A 16,668-nucleotide genomic window follows, 5' to 3' on the forward strand; every position below is an offset into this window, starting at 1 on the left:
TAAGAGCCGATAAAACGTGGGCTTTCGATTTGAACAATGTCCTGCTTTTGATCGAGTGCATAAGTTTTTTTCGGCATAAAACCTATGCGAATTTTTTCTTAGCTTTTCTTCAGGATGTTCTTAGCTCTGTTGTTACAAGTATGAAACGGTTTCACCTTAAAAATTTCGTCATTTTTTTGGCGACTGCCTCACCATCAGGACCAGGGAGACACCCCAATGCGCGTTTTCACCCCCCTCAGCAGCGCGATTTTACTGGCCATACTGTGCGCCCCCGCAGCCCAGGCCATGTCCTTGACCGAAGCCATCCAGAGCACCCTGGACAATCACCCGGAACTGCGGGCGAGCCAGAACAGCCGCCTGTCTGCCGATGAGGATGTGAAGGTCGCCAAAGGCGGCTTCTACCCGACCCTGGACCTGAATGCCGGCTACGGTCGTGGCTACAGCGACAACACCACCACTCGGGCCCTGGGCAACCACCACACCGAGACCTTGAATTACACCCAGTCGGAATTACGCCTGCGGCAGATGCTCTTCGACGGTTTCAACACGGCCAATGAAGTGGGGCGTACTCAGTCGGTGGTCAACTCGCGGGCCTACTTCGCCCGCGGGACCGCCGAGAGCCTGGCCCTGCGCACCATCGAGGTGTATCTGGAAGTGCTCAAGCGCCGTGAACTGGTGACCCTGGCCAAGAACAACCTGCAGGCCCACCTGCGGGTCAACGATCAGATCGGCCTGCGCAGTGAACGGGGCGTGGGCAGCAACGCCGACCTCGACCAGTCCAAGGCCCGGCGCGCCCTGGCGGAAAACAACTACGACACGGCCGAAGTCGACCTGGCCGATGCCGAGGCCAACTTCTATAGCGCCGTAGGGCGCCTGCCCGATGAGTTGGAAAGCCTGCCGTCGATCCGTGGCGAAGTACCCGCCACCCTGAACGACGCCAAGCAAAGCATGTTGGAGAACAACCCCTACCTGAAGTCCGCACAAGCCGATATCCAGGCTGCGGAAAGCCAGTACGAGGTGGCCAAGTCACCGTTCTACCCACGCTTCGATGCCGAAGCCGCGGTGGGCGCCAACAACAATGTGCAAGGCGACATCGGCCATGACAATGAATGGCGAGTCGGCGTGGTGATGAACTACAACCTGTTCCGGGGCGGCAGCGACAAGGCTCGCCTGCAGTCCGACGCGCACAAGATCAACCAGGCCATGGACATCCGCAACAACGCCCTGCGCATGCTCAACGAGAACATCACCCTGGCCTGGAACGCCATGCTCAACGCCAAGAAGCAAACCCCTACCGCCCGGGAATATGCCGAAACCACCACCCGGGTGCGCGGCGCCTACCAGGACCAGTTCGGCCTCGGCCAACGCACCCTGCTGGACGTGCTAGACAGTGAAAACGAGCTGTACAACGCCAACCGCCGCTACACCGAAGTGCGCTACACCGAGGAGTTCTCCATGTACCGCGTGCTGGCCAACATGGGCGAGTTGCTGAACAAGGAAAAAGTCGTGGTGCCGGCCGAGGCCATCGCCCAGAGCGAAGTGAGAAGCGACGCGCGCCTACCGGAAATGAAGTAGTCCCCGGGAGGACGCAACGTGACCAGCATCGAACCCGGGAGCTTGAGCGCCGATCCACGCTCAAGCTTCGATGACCCGCTGTTGGATGGATTATTGATCCTGTGCAAATTGCATGGCTGCACCGTCAGCCGGGGCAGCCTGAGTGCCGGCCTGCCCCTGGATAAACAACGCCTGAGCCTGGACCTGCTGCCCCGTGCCGCAGCCCGGGCGAGCCTCCAGGCGCGGCTGTTGCGCCGTGAGTTGGGGGCGATTTCCGCCCTCAACCTGCCGGTGTTGCTGATCCTCAAGAATGGCCGGTGCGCGGTGCTGCGCCGCTGGGGCGACGACGGCAAGGCGCTGATCCTGCCGTGCGAAGCCGAAGGCGGCGAACAATGGGTCAGCCGTGAAGAACTGACTGAGGAATACAGCGGCCAGGCACTCTTTGCCCGGCCCCGCCACGAACTCGAAGACTTGCGCACGCCCCTGGTGCCGCGGGTCGAAGCCTGGTTTCGCGACACCCTGAAACTCTCTCGCTGGCTCTACAGCGACGCCATCCTCGCCAGTTTCCTGATCAACCTGTTGGGGCTGATGGTGCCGCTGTTCGTGATGCAGACCTACGACCGGGTGGTGCCCAACCAGGCGATTTCCACCCTCTGGGTACTGACCCTGGGCCTGCTGATCGGCACCGGGTTTGAACTGGTACTGCGGGTGCTGCGCGCCCATTTGCTCGACCAGGCTGGGAAGAAGACCGACGTGATTCTCTCGGCGACCCTGTTCGAACGCATCACCGGCATGAACCTTAAGGCACGGCCGGCCACCATTGGCGGCTTTGCCCAGAGCATCCATGACTTCCAGGGCCTGCGAGAGTTTCTCACCGCCGTGACCCTGACCAGCCTGATCGACCTGCCCTTTGCCCTATTAATGCTGGTGGTGATCGGCCTGCTCGGCGGCTGGCTGGTGGTGATTCCACTGCTGGCCTTTCCCATCACCATCATTTTCGCCCTGCTGATCCAGTCGCGCCTGCGCGACACGGTGCAAAAAAGCCTGAGCCTGGGCGCCGAGCGCCAGGCCCTGCTGATCGAAACCCTGGGCGGCCTAGAAACCCTCAAGGCCTGCAGCGCCGAAAGCGAGCGCCAGCACCAATGGGAAAGCACCCACGGCGCCCTCACCCGCCTCGACAGCCATGCGCGCAACCTCTCGGCCCTGGCCACCAATGGCACCCTGTTCATCCAGCAACTGTCGGGCATGGCGACCATCGTCGCCGGGGTCTACAGCATCATTGCCGGCAACCTCAGCGTCGGCGCCCTGGTGGCCAGCTACATGCTCGGCAGCCGGGTGCTGGCCCCGCTGGGACAGATCGCCGGGCTGATCACCCGCTATCAACAAGCCCAACTGACCATGCGCAGCACCGATGCGCTGATGGCCCTGCCCCAGGAGCGCGACCCCAAGCAACGTCCGCTGGAGCGCACCCAACTGCGCGGCGCCCTGGAAGTCAGCCGCGTGACCTTTCGCTACAACGGGCAGAGCACGCCGGCCCTGAACACCATCAGCTTCAGCCTGCAGCCCGGCGAGCGTATCGGCATCATCGGCCGCAGCGGCTCGGGCAAAAGCACCCTGGCTCGCCTGGTGATGGGGTTTCTCGCCCCCGAAGAGGGCCAACTGCTACTCGATGGCCTGGACCTGCGACAGCTGGACGTTGCCGACCTGCGGCAACAGATCGGCTACGTTGCCCATGACCTGCCGCTGCTGGCCGGCAGCCTGCGCGACAACCTGACCCTGGGCGCGCGGTACATCAGCGATGCCCGGATGCTCGAAGTCGCCGAGTTGACCGGCGTCACCGAGCTGGCCCGCCAGCATCCCCAAGGCTTCGACCGGCCCGTGGGCGAGCGTGGACAACTGCTCTCCGGCGGCCAGCGCCAGGCGGTGTTGCTGGCGCGGGCGCTGCTCCTGGACCCGCCCATCCTGCTGCTGGATGAACCCACCAGCGCCATGGACAACAGCAGCGAAGACGCCCTGCGCCAACGCCTGATGGCCAAGGTCCAGGGCAAGACCTTGCTGCTGGTGACCCACCGCACCTCGATGCTCAGCCTGGTGGACCGACTGGTGGTGCTGGACGAGGGGCGGATCGTTGCCGACGGTCCGAAAGAAGCGGTCATCGATGCACTGCGCAAGGGCCGTGTCGGCTCTGCGGCCGTCTAGGAGTCACCAGCATGTCTGGGTCATCTTCATCGCGGGGTTACTTCGGCAGCTTTCGTAAAAGCGCAGAAAGCGAGTTCATGCCGGAAACCGCCGGCGCCTCGTTGCAGGACTCTCCGCGCGGGGTACGGATCACGGTGTGGATCGCCGCAGCGCTTATAGTCAGCGCCCTGGTCTGGGCCAGGTTCGCGGTGCTGCAGGAAGTCACCACGGGGGAAGGCAAGGCCATTCCGTCGAGCAAGATCCAGGTGATCCAGAACCTGGAGGGCGGCATCGTCACTGAAATTTTCGTCCACGAGGGGCAATTAGTGGACAAGGGCGAAACCTTGCTGCGCCTGGACGACACACGCTATCGCTCGAACAAGGGCGAAAGCGAGGCGGACCGCTTTGCCTTGATGGCCCAGGTCGAGCGCTTGTCCGCCGAAGCCGAAGGCCGCCCGTTCAGCCCCTCCGCGGAAGTGGTGAGCAAAGCCCCGCAAGTCTCCGAAGACGAGCGCGCCCTGTATGACCAGCGCCAGCGCCGACTGGCCAGCGAACAACGCACCCTGACCGAACAACTGCGGCAAAAGACCCAGGAACTGGCGGAGTTCCGTTCGAAGCAGGGGCAATACAGTTCCAGCCTGGGCCTGCTCAACCAGGAGATGAACATGTCGGCGCCCCTGGTGGGCAGCGGCGCGGTGTCGCCGGTGGAGATCCTGCGCTTGAAACGCAGCGCAGTGGAGATCCGCGGTTCGCTGGACGCCACCACCTTGGCGATTCCCCGGGCAGAATCAGCGATCAACGAGATCAAGAGCAAGATCGATGAGTCGGTGCAGACCTTTCGCTCCGAGGCCGCCAAGGAACTCAACGAGAAGCGCACCGACCTGTCGAAAATCACCGCCTCGGGCATCGCCATCGACGACCGGGTCAACCGCACCACGGTGGTGTCACCCGTGCATGGGGTGATCAAGCAGCTCAAGGTCAACACCATCGGTGGCGTGGTCCAGCCGGGCAGCGACATGGTGGAAATCGTGCCGATGGAAAACAACCTGCTGATCGAAGCCAAGGTGCGCCCCCAGGACGTGGCCTTCCTCCATCCGGGCCAGCGGGCCATGGTCAAGTTCAGTGCCTACGACTACACGATTTACGGCGGTTTGAGCGCCCGACTGGAGCTGATCGGTGCCGACACCATCACCGATGACAAGGGCAACAGCTTCTATCTGATCCAGGTGCGCACCGACAAAAACCACCTGGGGGGCGAACTCAAACCGCTGCTGATCATCCCCGGCATGGTGGCCACGGTGGACATCATCACCGGCGAGAAAAGCGTCCTGGACTACCTGCTCAAACCCGTGCTCAAGGCCCGCACCGAAGCCATGCGCGAACGCTAAACCGCCATCGCGGGCGAGCCCGCTCCTACAAGGGCGGGTGCTCGCCGCGCGTCCATATCCACTACGCGGTAGGAGCCGGCTTGCCGGCGAAGGGCCCGCCAATTTTGCGCAAGGCTCAGGGACGCCATCGCGGGCGAGCCCGGCACCTACAAAGGTGGGGGCTCGCCGCACGTCCATATCCACCACGCGGTAGGAGCCGGCTTGCCGGCGAAGGGCCCGCCAATTTTGCGCAAGGCTCAGGGACGCCATCGCGGGCGAGCCCGCTCCTACAAGGGGCGATGGGGGCCGTGGTTACGCTGGTAGGTGTCTTCGCCCATGGCGGCAATCTGGCCTTCGATCAGGGCTTCGAAGGGTCGCAGCAACGGCTCGAAAGAGACCGGCGCTTCCAGCACTTGCAAGGCCTGGACAATCGCTTCCACGGTGGACAAGGCACCCGGCCCCGGCGCCTTGCGCAGGCGATAACGGGACACCGCACCTTCAGCCAGGGTCACCCGAGGCAAGGCCGCCAGCAACGGATTGAGGTGCAGCAACTTGCGCGCCTTGCGCCAGGTGCCATCGGGCACCACCAGCAGCAGAGGCTCATCCGCCGCCCCGTAAGCCTGCAACGGCTGGGCGTCATCCGCCGGGAACAACAACCGGGCCTGATAACCCGGTCGATTGAGCAACCCGGGCAAATCCTCGAACACCTCGCCGACGATCAACTCGGCATTGTTCAAGCCCAGCGCCGCCAGCCGCGCGGTGTTCAACGCATGGTTCACTTCACTGGGATGCTGCAACAGCAGAACTCGGGTGCGGCTGTCCAACTGCGGGATCAGCGGGCACAGGCAATGGCTGTGCGGTCTCTGGCAACGGGGGCACTGGGGTCTGGACATGGGGCCTCCTCAAGCCTGGTTGAGCTGCGCCTTGAGCAGGTCGCGGAAGGTCTGGATCAGCGGCTCGCGGCTGCGCCCCCGACGCATGATCATGGAAAACGGTGCCTGATAGCCGAAGGTCGCCGGCAACAGCACCCGCAGGTCGCCCTTGTCGGCCCAGGCCTGGGCGTAATGTTCCGGCAAATAGCCGATGTAGGCGCCGGACAATACCAGGATCAACTGTGCCTCCATGCTTTCCACGGTCGCCGCACTGTGTTTGAAACCGTGGCGCGCCAACTCCGCCTGGCTCCAGTAGCCCCGCCCGACCATGCGCTGCTGGGTGATCAACTGCTCGGGGATGCGCCGCTCGCTGAACAACGGGTGACGGTTGCTGCAATACAACCAGTGCTGTTCGCGGTACAGCGGCATGTAGATCAGGCCGCTCATGCGTGTGGAAAACGCACCAATGGCCAGGTCCAGGCGGTTGTCCTGGACCCCCAGTTGCAATTCGTGGGGGCTGAGCACCGACAAGTGCAAATGCACCGCCGGGTGTTCCTGGCTGTAGGCGCCGATGGCTTCGGCGAAGGGCAAGGCCTTGTCACTGACGGTGGAGTCGATCACCCCCAGGTTCAGGGTGCCGCGCAGCTCGCCCTTGAGGGCTGCGGCGTATTGCTCGAAACCTTCCAGCTCGCCCAACAGGCGCAGGGTTTCCTGATGGAACAACTCGCCCTTGCTGGTCAGGCTGAAACCGCCGCGACCACGGTGACAGAGCACCAGGCCCAGGGCCGCTTCCAACTGGCTCATATAGGTACTGATGGCTGAGGTCGAGAGGTTGAGCTCGTGCTGGGCATTGGCGAACCCCTGATGCCGCACCACGCTGACAAAGATGCGCAATAGTTTCAGATCAGGTAAAGCGTTGGCCATGTCGGGCTCCGATAGAAAACAACAGACACCCTTCCCGGGGCAAGGAAACCGGCAAGCGCGCCTGGGGTCGGGGGCGCCAGCGGAAGAAATCGTGCTGGAGTCTAGCGTCACCCTGGCCATTAGTTTAGAAAAATCTGAACTAAGTATTTGTCCGTAGCGATTCTTTCCCCTCACAGCATTTCGCAGAATCGGCCTCACTCGGTTGGCCGAGCAGATCGCCTGCGCCGCCCAGCCCATAAATAAAACAACGATGAGGCCTATCCCGTGGACAAGATTCTTCACCAACCACTGGGCGGCAATGAAATGCCGCGCTTCGGCGGCATCGCCACCATGATGCGTCTTCCCCATTTGCAATCCCCGGCCGGCCTGGATGCCGCGTTCGTCGGCGTGCCGCTGGACATTGGCACCTCGCTGCGTGCCGGCACCCGCTTCGGCCCTCGCGAAATCCGCGCCGAATCGGTGATGATCCGTCCCTACAACATGGCCACCGGCGCCGCCCCATTCGACTCCCTGTCGGTAGCGGATATTGGTGACGTGGCAATCAACACCTTCAACCTGCTGGATGCGGTACGCATCATCGAAGAAGCCTACGACGGCATCCTTGAGCACAACGTGATCCCCCTGACCCTGGGCGGCGACCACACCATCACCCTGCCGATCCTGCGGGCCATCCACAAAAAACACGGCAAGGTCGGACTGGTGCACATCGATGCCCACGCAGACGTGAACGACCACATGTTTGGCGAGAAGATCGCCCACGGCACCACCTTCCGCCGCGCCGTGGAAGAAGGCCTGCTCGATTGCGACCGCGTGGTGCAGATTGGCCTGCGCGCCCAGGGCTACACCGCCGAAGACTTCAACTGGAGCCGCAAGCAGGGCTTCCGCGTGGTCCAGGCCGAAGAGTGCTGGCACAAGTCCCTGGAACCCCTGATGGCCGAAGTGCGGGAAAAAGTCGGCGGCGGCCCGGTGTACCTGAGCTTTGACATCGACGGCATCGACCCGGCCTGGGCGCCCGGCACCGGCACCCCGGAAATCGGCGGCTTGACCACCATCCAAGCCATTGAAATCATCCGGGGCTGCCAGGGCCTGGAGCTGATCGGCTGCGACTTGGTGGAAGTCTCGCCACCCTACGACACCACCGGCAACACCTCACTGCTGGGCGCCAACCTGCTGTACGAAATGCTCTGCGTACTGCCCGGCGTGGCCCATCGCTGAGTGCCGGCCATGAGCGAACAACAGCAGGTCCTCAACGCCGCCGCCGAACTGGTGGCGGCCTTTGCCCGCAACGATCGCGAGGCCTACTTCGGGGCCTTCAGCGCCGATGCCAGCTTTGTGTTCTACACCCTTCCCCAGCCACTGCTGTCACGCAATGCCTATCAGGCGCTGTGGGACAACTGGCGTGCCGAGGATGGGTTTGAGGTGCTGTCCTGCACCTCAAGCAACGCCGTTGTCAGCCTGCAAGGTGACGTCGCCGTGTTTATTCATGACGTGGCCACCGAGCTGCGCATGCAAGGGGAGCAACACTTTAGCCAGGAGCGCGAAACCATTGTGTTTCGCAGACAAGAACAACGAGGCCTATGGCTGGCCTGTCACGAACATTTATCCGCAATGCCGGAAGGGCTGCCACCCCCTTAGCCAATGTGATCGGAGCAGATCATGAATAACAACAACAAAGAAAAAAGCCTTAGCAGCATCGAAACCAACGGGGTCGAACAGATCCCGGACCATGAACGTGACGCCGGACCCAGCGACCTGTTTCGCTTGATCTTCGGCGGCGCCAACACCTTTGCCACCGCCGTGCTCGGCAGTTTCCCGGTGCTGTTCGGCCTGTCATTCCAGGCCGGTGCCTGGGCGATTGTGCTGGGCGTGTTGCTGGGCGCCTTGATCCTCGCGCCGATGGGCCTGTTCGGGCCGATCAACGGCACCAACAACGCCGTGTCTTCCGGTGCCCACTTCGGTGTGCACGGGCGGATCGTCGGTTCGTTCCTGTCGCTGCTGACCGCCATCGCCTTCTTCTCGCTCTCGGTCTGGAGTTCTGGCGATGCATTGGTGGGCGGCGCCAAACGCCTGATCGACCTGCCGGAAACCGACCTGACCCTGGGCCTGGCCTACGGCCTGTTCGCGATTCTGGTGCTGACGGTGTGCATCTACGGCTTCCGCTTCATGCTGTGGGTCAACCGCATCGCCGTGTGGGCCGCCAGCCTGCTGTTCCTGTTGGGCATCTTCGCCTTCGCGCCAAGCTTCGACAGCCAGTTCGCTGGCACCGTCGCCCTGGGCCAGGCCGGGTTCTGGGCCGCCTTTATCGGTGCCGCACTGGTCGCCATGAGCAACCCGATTTCCTTCGGGGCATTCCTCGGTGACTGGTCGCGCTACATCCCCCGTGAAACCCCCAAAGGGCGGATCATGCTGGCGGTGATCGCAGCCCAGGTCGCCACCCTGATCCCCTTCCTGTTCGGCCTGGCCACCGCCACCATTGTCGCGATCAAGGCCCCGGACTACATCGCCGCCAACAATTATGTCGGTGGCCTGCTGGCCGTTTCGCCGAGCTGGTTCTTCCTGCCGGTGTGCCTGATTGCGGTGATTGGCGGCATGTCCACCGGCACCACCTCGCTCTATGGCACCGGGCTGGACATGTCCAGCGTGTTTCCACGGGTGCTGTCGCGGGTCAAGGCGACCTTGCTGATCGGTGTGCTGTCCATCGCCTTCATCTTTATCGGGCGCTTCGCGGCCAACCTGGTACAGAGCGTGTCGACCTTCGCCGTGCTGATCATCACCTGCACCACGCCGTGGATGGTGATCATGATCATCGGCCTGCTGGTCCGTCGCGGCTTCTACTGCCCGGATGACCTGCAAGTCTTCACCCGCGGCGAACAGGGCGGGCGCTACTGGTTCCAACACGGCTGGAACTGGCGCGGCCTGGGTGCCTGGATTCCCAGCGCGCTGGTGGGCCTGTGCTTCGTCAACTTGCCGGGGCAGTTCGTCGGCCCCCTGGGCAACCTGGCCGATGGCATCGACATCAGCCTGCCGGTGACCCTGGGCTTGGCCTCGGTGGTCTACCTGGTGCTGCTGAACCTGTTCCCGGAGCCCAAAGAGGTCTACGGGCCCAACGACCCACGCAGCCCAAGCACCGACCCCGCGCAACGAAACCCACTGCGCCAAACCGCCTGATCCACGCAGGAGCCGGCTTGCCGGCGAAGGGCCTTCACGCCTTGCAAAGAGCTTGAAGCGACCTTCGCTGGCCAAACCCAACACCGCCCGGCCGGCACCTGCATGCAAGACCTGTTCGTTTCACCCATAAAAAAGATAATCGGAGACTCGCCATCATGGCTTTAGATTTATTTGTCGTGCTTATTTACGCTGCCGCAATGCTGGTCCTGGGCTACTACGGCATGCGCAAGGCCAAGACCCACGAAGACTACCTGGTGGCGGGTCGCAACCTGGGCCCGACCCTGTACATGGGCACCATGGCCGCCACGGTCCTGGGGGGCGCCTCCACGGTCGGCACTGTGCGCCTGGGCTACGTCCACGGGATCTCGGGTTTCTGGCTGTGCGCCGCGCTAGGCCTGGGCATCATCGCTCTCAACCTGCTGCTCGCCAAACCCCTGCTCAAGCTGCGCATCTTCACCGTTACCCAGGTTCTGGAAAAACGCTACAACCCCATGGCCCGCCAGGCCAGCGCGGTGATCATGCTGGCCTACGCGCTGATGATCGGCGTGACCTCGATCCTCGCCATCGGCACCGTGCTGCAAGTGCTGTTCGGCCTGCCATTCTGGATCTCGGTGCTGCTGGGCGGCGGCGTGGTGGTGATCTACTCGGCGATTGGGGGCATGTGGTCCCTGACCCTTACCGACATCGTCCAGTTCGTGATCAAGACCGTGGGCCTGATGTTCATCCTGCTGCCGATCTGCCTGTACCGCGTGGGGGGCTGGGACGAACTGGTGGCCAAACTGCCGGCGTCCAATTTCAACTTCACCACCATCGGCTGGGACACGATCATCACCTACTTCATGATCTATTTCTTCGGCATCCTGATCGGCCAGGACATCTGGCAACGGGTGTTCACCGCCAAGAATGAAAAGGTCGCGCAATACGCAGGCACCGTCGCCGGCGTCTACTGCATCCTCTACGGCCTGGCCTGCGCCTTGATCGGCATGGCCGCCCACGTGCTGTTGCCGGACCTGGACAACGTCAACAATGCCTTTGCCGCCATCGTCAAAGCCTCGCTGCCCGACGGCATTCGTGGCCTGGTGATCGCCGCCGCCCTGGCCGCCATGATGTCCACCGCCAGCGCCGGCTTGCTCGCAGCCTCCACCACCCTGACCGAAGACCTGCTGCCAAAACTGCGCGGTGGCAAACAGTCGAGCCTGGGCATCAACCGCCTGTTCACCCTGCTGACCGGCATCCTGGTGCTGGGGATCGCCCTGATCGTCAACGATGTCATCAGCGCCCTGACCCTGGCCTACAACCTCTTGGTGGGCGGCATGCTGATCCCGCTGATCGGCGCGATTTTCTGGAAGCGTGCGACCACCTCCGGCGCCATCGCCAGCATGGGCCTGGGCTTCGTCACCGCCCTGGTGTTCATGTTCAAGGATGGCCTGGATGCCAACACCCCGATCTACTACAGCCTGGCCGTGGGCCTGGTGAGTTTCGTGGTGGTCAGCCTGCTGTCCCGGCGCCCCGTCGTGGTGGCCAGCGCCCTCTGATTCAGCCAATACAGCCTCACTTTTTTCGTTAGCGGGTTTCTTCAGCGGGGGCAGCGTCGGTGGCTGCACCCGTTTTTTTTGCCTGGAAAATGCACCGCGCGACAGAGCGAAAAGCGATTGACGAATGGCAGCCACGCCACTCAAAAAGCTGTGCTGTACTGGCAATCAGCGACGGTTGTCTTTGCAGGAAGACAGCACAGGGAACGCTAGCCGCCAATGTGCGCGCTATCGCATCACCCTAGGAAAGGGTCACCCAACAAGAAAACCTCCCCTGCACAGAGGTGTTTTATGGACCGCTTTGACATCCAACAAACCATCCGCCGCTCCATCGACGAACAAATGGCCAGAAAATGGCTTGTCCCGCCTTCCCAGGCCCAGGCCAGCGATAGTTATTCACTGGACCTGAACGCCCTGTTCCAGTCACTGGAAAGCCACTTCAACATCCCGCTCGCCAGCGATCTCGACCTGCGTCGAGTGTCCTCCATCAACGAGCTCAGCCAGTACATCCTGGAAAAAACCCGCCTGACCTGCTGACCGCACTTTGCAGCCTCAGGAGGCGTGCCCATGAAACGAGCCGAAGTGCGCCAGGTCGTGCACGACTTCATCAGCCGCCAACTCGACGGCAACCACGACTTTGCCGACGATGTCAGCCTGCAAGCGTTGGGTTTGGATAAGCAGGATATCGAGGACCTGATCTTTCATCTGGAAGACCAGTTCGGCCTGACGGCCTTTACCCATGAAGAAGACCAACTGCTCAAGACGGCCAGCAGCGCCAATGACTTGAGTCGGTTCCTGCAACAGATTGCCCGGCATTGAGCCGGGCAAGAATAGGATTCGAGGGTTGCGACAATTCGCGGGTGCATCGACACCCACAAAGGCCAGAGACATGGAGAGCCGGGCCTGGCCCAGCTCTCGCGTCAGCGCTTAACGACGGCGTTGCTGGCGCCGGCGCAGTTCTTCGTCGGTAGGGATCGGCACCGGTTGCAACGGTGGCTCGATCAGGCCCAATGCGACGCCAAGGTCGTGCAGCCAGGTTTGAAGTTTGTCTTTCATAGTGCCCCCCCTTAAGGGTCGTGCCGAGCGGAGATTCTGGAGCCGCGTAAGTCAGATAATAGCCCTAAGTTTTCGCCATTGCTCCACTCAGTTAGCAATGAACTGTTACTGGATGAATGCCAATGGGACAAGACCCTTCATGGGGTCGACGGCAATCGCTTCAAGCCCCCTGATGCGACGCCTCACAACAGGCACAGGCCCAGCATCACTTGGAGGGCGAAACCATCGGCGCTGCGCCGCTCGATACTCACCGCAGCCCCTTGGAAGCAATCGACACCATGGCAGTTACTCGACAGAAAACAAAAAGCCCCGAAGCGAGCCCCGGGGCGAAGAATAGTGTGCTGTCGATTATCCGGCAAAGCGGCGGAGAAAGATCCCCGCCGGGCCGTGAAACTCAGTGCCTCAGCGAGACACCGCGGACACCAGAGGCACCGAACCTGAGGCCTGCTCGCGCCGGGCCAGGACAAAGAACAACACGCCGCCGAGGAAACAACCGGTGAACCAGGCGAAGTTGGCCATCGGCTGCAATACCGGGGTGAAGGTGATCGCAACGCCCATCAAGGTCGCTGGCACCAGCGCCTTGACCGCGGTCCAGTTGACCCCGCCGCTGTAGTAGTAACGCCCGCTGGGGCTGTCGTTGAACAGCGAGTCGACGTCAATCTGCTGCTTTTTGATCAGGTAGTAATCCACCAGCAGAATGCCGAACAGTGGGCCGATAAAGGCCGCCAGTACGTCCAGGGTGTAGTGGATCACTTCCGGGTTGTTGAACAGGTTCCAAGGGGTGATGAAGATCGAGGCAACGGCGGCAATCATGCCCCCCGCGCGCCAGCTGATTTTGCTCGGCGCCACGTTGGCGAAATCGAAGGCCGGGGAGACAAAGTTGGCGACGATATTAATGCCGATGGTCGCGGTGACAAAGGCAAAGGCCCCCAACAGCACGGCCACATCGTTGTCGATCCGCGCCACGGTGGCGATCGGGTCGTGGAGCATTTCACCAAACACCGGCAAGGTGCCTGAGACGATGACGACGGTCACCAGGGAAAACGCCAGGAAGTTTACCGGCAGCCCCCAGAAGTTGCCGCGTTTCACGTCCTGCATGCTGCGGCAGTAACGGCTGAAATCACCAAAATTCAGGGTGGGGCCGGAGAAGTAAGACACCACCAGGGCAGTAGCCACAATCACTTGGCCAAAGGCTTGCCAGCCCGACAGAGACTTTTCCGCCAGGGTAAAACTGATCTGGCTCCAGCCGGCCTTCCACACGATCCAGCCGGCGAGAATGAACATCACCGCATAGACCACAGGGCCCGCCCAATCGATAAAGCGCCGGATCGACTCCATACCAGCCCAGAACACCAGGGCCTGGACGAACCACAGGGCCAGAAAACCGAACCAGCCCAGGTAGGACAGGCCGGCAAAGTGTGGCTCTGCATAGACCGCCATCGAGGGGAAAAAGCGCAGCACCACAATGATCAAGGCACTGGAGGCCAGGTAAGTCTGGATCCCGTACCAGGCTACGGCGATCAGGCCACGAATCACCGCCGGAATGTTCGCCCCAAACACCCCGAAGGCCAAACGGCAAATTACCGGATAAGGCACTGCCGCCTGCTGACTGGGCTTGGCCACCAGATTGGCGACAAACTGCACGATACAGATCCCCGCCAGCAAGGCGATCAGCACCTGCCAACTGGCCAGCCCCAAGGCAAACAGGCTGGCGGCAAACACATAACCGCCAACGCTGTGCACGTCACTCATCCAGAAGGCGAAGATGTTGTACCAGTTCCATTTTTGCGGCAGCGGTCCCAAATCCTGGTTGTACAGGCGCGGGCTATAGCCCTCGGGTAGTTGCTCAGTCATTGCGCGGCTCCTCGATGATCAAGCTCTGCCCCCGCGACTGCCCTTGTGACCACACTGCGTACGGGAGCTGGCATGGTTTGTATACGAAGCCCTACGCAGAATGCGTGCCATCGTGCAGATACCTGTGCCGAATCCGGCCGCAAGCCTTGTATTCAGTCGATTGAGCGAACAGCAAGAGGAGGACTAAAGGCGAGATCATCATGGGCACGACTGCCCACAGACAGTGCGCAATTGCCTGATATCGGTGCACAAATAATTGTATACAGACGAAAACGCAACAGACCTTATTGCGGGATACCGCCCCACTGCCGCGCGCCCAAGACACCCAGGCTGCAGGCAATGGCGGTGGCCACGCAGCCCCAGGCCATGTCCATCAGCGCCAGGGAAGCCGGCCAACCCTGCAAGGTTGCCCAATTGCTCAGGTCATAGGTGCCGTAGGCTACCAGGCCAAGCAAGGCGCCAAGCCGCGCAGCCCGTTGCCAGCCGCCATGGCTCAACGCCGGACGCACCACGAACACCACGCAGCCGAGGATATAGAGGAGGTAGAACGCCACTGCCGGGACCGGCAGCGGCTGATCGAGCATCATTGAACCCAACTGCGCCTTGTACGTTGCCCCCATCAGCAACCCGAGCCAGACACCGTCGAGTAACAGAAAGGCCAGCAATGTAGCGAAGTAGGCAACCAGCGTGGTTTTCATGACGTACATCCCGAATCGAGTTGAACGTCAGCTTAGTTCAATGCGATCCGGGTGAATGACAATCTGCCCCTGCTTGTACAGTGCGCCGATGGCCTTCTTGAAGTTGCCCTTGCTGACACCGAACAGACTGCTGATCAGGGTCGGGTCACTCTTATCACTGACCGCCAGGCTACCGTTGTTTTCCCGCAACTTGGCGAGGATCTTGGAGTTCAGGCTGGTGGACGCTTCTTCACCCACCGGTTGCAAGCTGAGGCTGATCTTGCCGTCAGCGCGGACTTCTTTGATAAAGCCCTTTTCCTGCATGCCGGAACGCAGGAACTTGAACACCTCGTTCTTGTGGATCAAGCCCCAGTGCTTGTTATTGATAATGGCCTTGAAGCCCATATCCGTGGCTTCGGCCACCAGCAGATCGACTTCCTGGCCCGGTTTGTAGCTGGCCGGTGTCTTGTCCAGGTAGCGGTCCAGGCGGGCGGTCGCGGTGATGCGGCGGGTGTGTTTGTCGAGGTAGACGTGCACCACGCAATACTCGCCGGCATGCATCTGGCGCTTTTCTTCGGAGTACGGCAGCAACAGATCCTTGGGCAGGCCCCAATCCAGGAACACCCCAATGCTGTTAACTTCAACGACTTTAAGACTGGCGAACTCACCGACCTGAACTTTCGGCTTTTCAGTAGTTGCGATGAGTTTGTCTGCACTGTCCAGATAAACAAAAACATTGAGCCAGTCTTCATCTTCACTGGGAATATCTTTGGGGATATAACGGTTGGGCAGCAAGATTTCGCCATCCGCCCCGCCATCCAGATACAAACCAAAGTTGGTGTGTTTAACCACTTGCAAACTGTTGTAGCGCCCGACTAAAGCCATTTCCAATACCCTCATTGCGTGGGCGGCATTCTACCCGGTTTTGGGCGCCAGGTTCGGCAGCCGAAGAACCGGCTGGAGAAAAATCCGCCCGGGCTTTGGTTTTTCATGGCTTGGCCCCTTCACCCGACGCCACCCGTCAGTCCGACGGACGGGATGAATCCCACGTCGCTGGTGGCGCCTCCTGCAAATCAAGCCAATCTCCTTATTTAAAACAGCAGCTTAGGGACATAGTGCAAATAATAACTTAGGCGTATTCAACGCCCGGGAGGGTTATTTCAAAGGGATATTTGCCAAGCAATTGTCAAGCCTTTCAGGTAAGATGCCTGGCCAAGTTAATTTTCAAAAAGGTTAAATGGCCGCCATGCGCGTAAAAGCATCCAACAGCAAAGCAAAGCCAGCTCCAGCCGTTGAGACCAGCGAATCGATCAACGATCAGATCGCTGCGTTCCTGAAGTCCGGTGGCGAAATCCAGCAAATTGCCAAAGGCGTCAGTGGCCAGACTTTCGGCCCGTCCAAGCAGATCACCCTGGGCAAAAAGTAATACCCCCGCACCACCCAGGTCCTCATGCGCTTTGTCCCCCTCAAGGCGCTAGGACTGGCA

Annotated in this window: 16 protein-coding genes; 10 read left to right on the forward strand and 6 right to left on the reverse strand. The window is 61.3% G+C overall.

Annotation, left to right across the window (positions count from 1 at the left end; translation table 11 throughout):
- Positions 1–216 precede the first annotated feature (216 nt).
- The 3 genes from M1B35_RS25120 to M1B35_RS25130 are packed head-to-tail and all read left to right on the forward strand — an operon-like array spanning position 217 to position 5,120.
- On the forward strand, positions 217–1,575 hold the full coding sequence (locus M1B35_RS25120; RefSeq protein WP_123329975.1) for a TolC family outer membrane protein: 1,359 nt from the start codon (positions 217–219) through the stop codon (positions 1,573–1,575).
- Between the two features lie 18 nt (positions 1,576–1,593).
- Positions 1,594–3,753 (forward strand): type I secretion system permease/ATPase, encoded by a 2,160-nt coding sequence (locus M1B35_RS25125; RefSeq protein WP_123329973.1) that lies wholly within the window; start codon positions 1,594–1,596, stop codon positions 3,751–3,753.
- A gap of 11 nt (positions 3,754–3,764) precedes the next feature.
- Entirely contained in the window at positions 3,765–5,120 is a 1,356-nt protein-coding gene (locus tag M1B35_RS25130; RefSeq protein ID WP_123329970.1) for an HlyD family type I secretion periplasmic adaptor subunit, read from the forward strand.
- A gap of 266 nt (positions 5,121–5,386) precedes the next feature.
- Here M1B35_RS25130 and M1B35_RS25135 read toward each other — a convergent pair whose 3' ends face one another.
- Positions 5,387–5,992 carry a tRNA-uridine aminocarboxypropyltransferase gene (locus M1B35_RS25135; protein ID WP_268263395.1) on the reverse strand — a complete coding sequence of 202 codons (606 nt, stop codon included), beginning with the start codon at positions 5,990–5,992 and terminating at the stop codon, positions 5,387–5,389.
- Positions 5,993–6,001: 9 nt separating this feature from the next.
- Positions 6,002–6,895 (reverse strand): LysR family transcriptional regulator, encoded by an 894-nt coding sequence (locus M1B35_RS25140; RefSeq protein ID WP_123329964.1) that lies wholly within the window; start codon positions 6,893–6,895, stop codon positions 6,002–6,004.
- A 264-nt stretch (positions 6,896–7,159) separates the two neighbouring features.
- On the opposite strand from M1B35_RS25140, the gene speB reads away from it, so the two are divergent.
- From speB to M1B35_RS25170, 6 genes are all read left to right on the forward strand, one after another.
- Entirely contained in the window at positions 7,160–8,110 is a 951-nt protein-coding gene (gene speB / locus M1B35_RS25145) for an agmatinase (protein WP_123329962.1), read from the forward strand.
- 9 nt (positions 8,111–8,119) lie between these two features.
- Positions 8,120–8,530 (forward strand): YybH family protein, encoded by a 411-nt coding sequence (locus tag M1B35_RS25150; protein WP_268263396.1) that lies wholly within the window; start codon positions 8,120–8,122, stop codon positions 8,528–8,530.
- 21 nt (positions 8,531–8,551) lie between these two features.
- Entirely contained in the window at positions 8,552–10,063 is a 1,512-nt protein-coding gene (locus tag M1B35_RS25155) for a purine-cytosine permease family protein (RefSeq protein WP_268263397.1), read from the forward strand.
- Positions 10,064–10,218: 155 nt separating this feature from the next.
- Complete coding sequence (locus tag M1B35_RS25160) at positions 10,219–11,598, forward strand: sodium:solute symporter family protein (protein ID WP_268263398.1); 1,380 nt, start codon at positions 10,219–10,221, stop codon at positions 11,596–11,598.
- A gap of 288 nt (positions 11,599–11,886) precedes the next feature.
- Positions 11,887–12,132 carry an acyl carrier protein gene (locus M1B35_RS25165; protein WP_268263399.1) on the forward strand — a complete coding sequence of 82 codons (246 nt, stop codon included), beginning with the start codon at positions 11,887–11,889 and terminating at the stop codon, positions 12,130–12,132.
- Between the two features lie 30 nt (positions 12,133–12,162).
- Positions 12,163–12,414 carry an acyl carrier protein gene (locus M1B35_RS25170; protein ID WP_123329951.1) on the forward strand — a complete coding sequence of 84 codons (252 nt, stop codon included), beginning with the start codon at positions 12,163–12,165 and terminating at the stop codon, positions 12,412–12,414.
- 108 nt (positions 12,415–12,522) lie between these two features.
- Here M1B35_RS25170 and M1B35_RS25175 read toward each other — a convergent pair whose 3' ends face one another.
- The 4 genes from M1B35_RS25175 to M1B35_RS25190 all read right to left on the reverse strand — a co-directional run bounded on the left by M1B35_RS25175 (position 12,523) and on the right by M1B35_RS25190 (position 16,067).
- Positions 12,523–12,651, reverse strand: a complete 129-nt coding sequence (locus tag M1B35_RS25175; protein WP_259740357.1) for a PA1414 family protein — start codon at positions 12,649–12,651, stop codon at positions 12,523–12,525.
- Positions 12,652–13,053: 402 nt separating this feature from the next.
- Entirely contained in the window at positions 13,054–14,505 is a 1,452-nt protein-coding gene (locus tag M1B35_RS25180) for an NCS1 family nucleobase:cation symporter-1 (protein ID WP_123329947.1), read from the reverse strand.
- Between the two features lie 284 nt (positions 14,506–14,789).
- Complete coding sequence (locus M1B35_RS25185; RefSeq protein WP_268263400.1) at positions 14,790–15,203, reverse strand: DUF2177 family protein; 414 nt, start codon at positions 15,201–15,203, stop codon at positions 14,790–14,792.
- A 27-nt stretch (positions 15,204–15,230) separates the two neighbouring features.
- Entirely contained in the window at positions 15,231–16,067 is an 837-nt protein-coding gene (locus M1B35_RS25190; protein ID WP_123329932.1) for a CvfB family protein, read from the reverse strand.
- Between the two features lie 352 nt (positions 16,068–16,419).
- Here M1B35_RS25190 and M1B35_RS25195 point away from each other — a divergent pair, with 352 nt between their 5' ends.
- Positions 16,420–16,608 (forward strand): hypothetical protein, encoded by a 189-nt coding sequence (locus M1B35_RS25195; RefSeq protein WP_030131898.1) that lies wholly within the window; start codon positions 16,420–16,422, stop codon positions 16,606–16,608.
- The last annotated feature ends 60 nt before the right edge of the window (positions 16,609–16,668 follow it).

Origin of the sequence: Pseudomonas morbosilactucae, from assembly GCF_023241665.1 — a bacterium.
Lineage (GTDB): Bacteria > Pseudomonadota > Gammaproteobacteria > Pseudomonadales > Pseudomonadaceae > Aquipseudomonas > Aquipseudomonas morbosilactucae.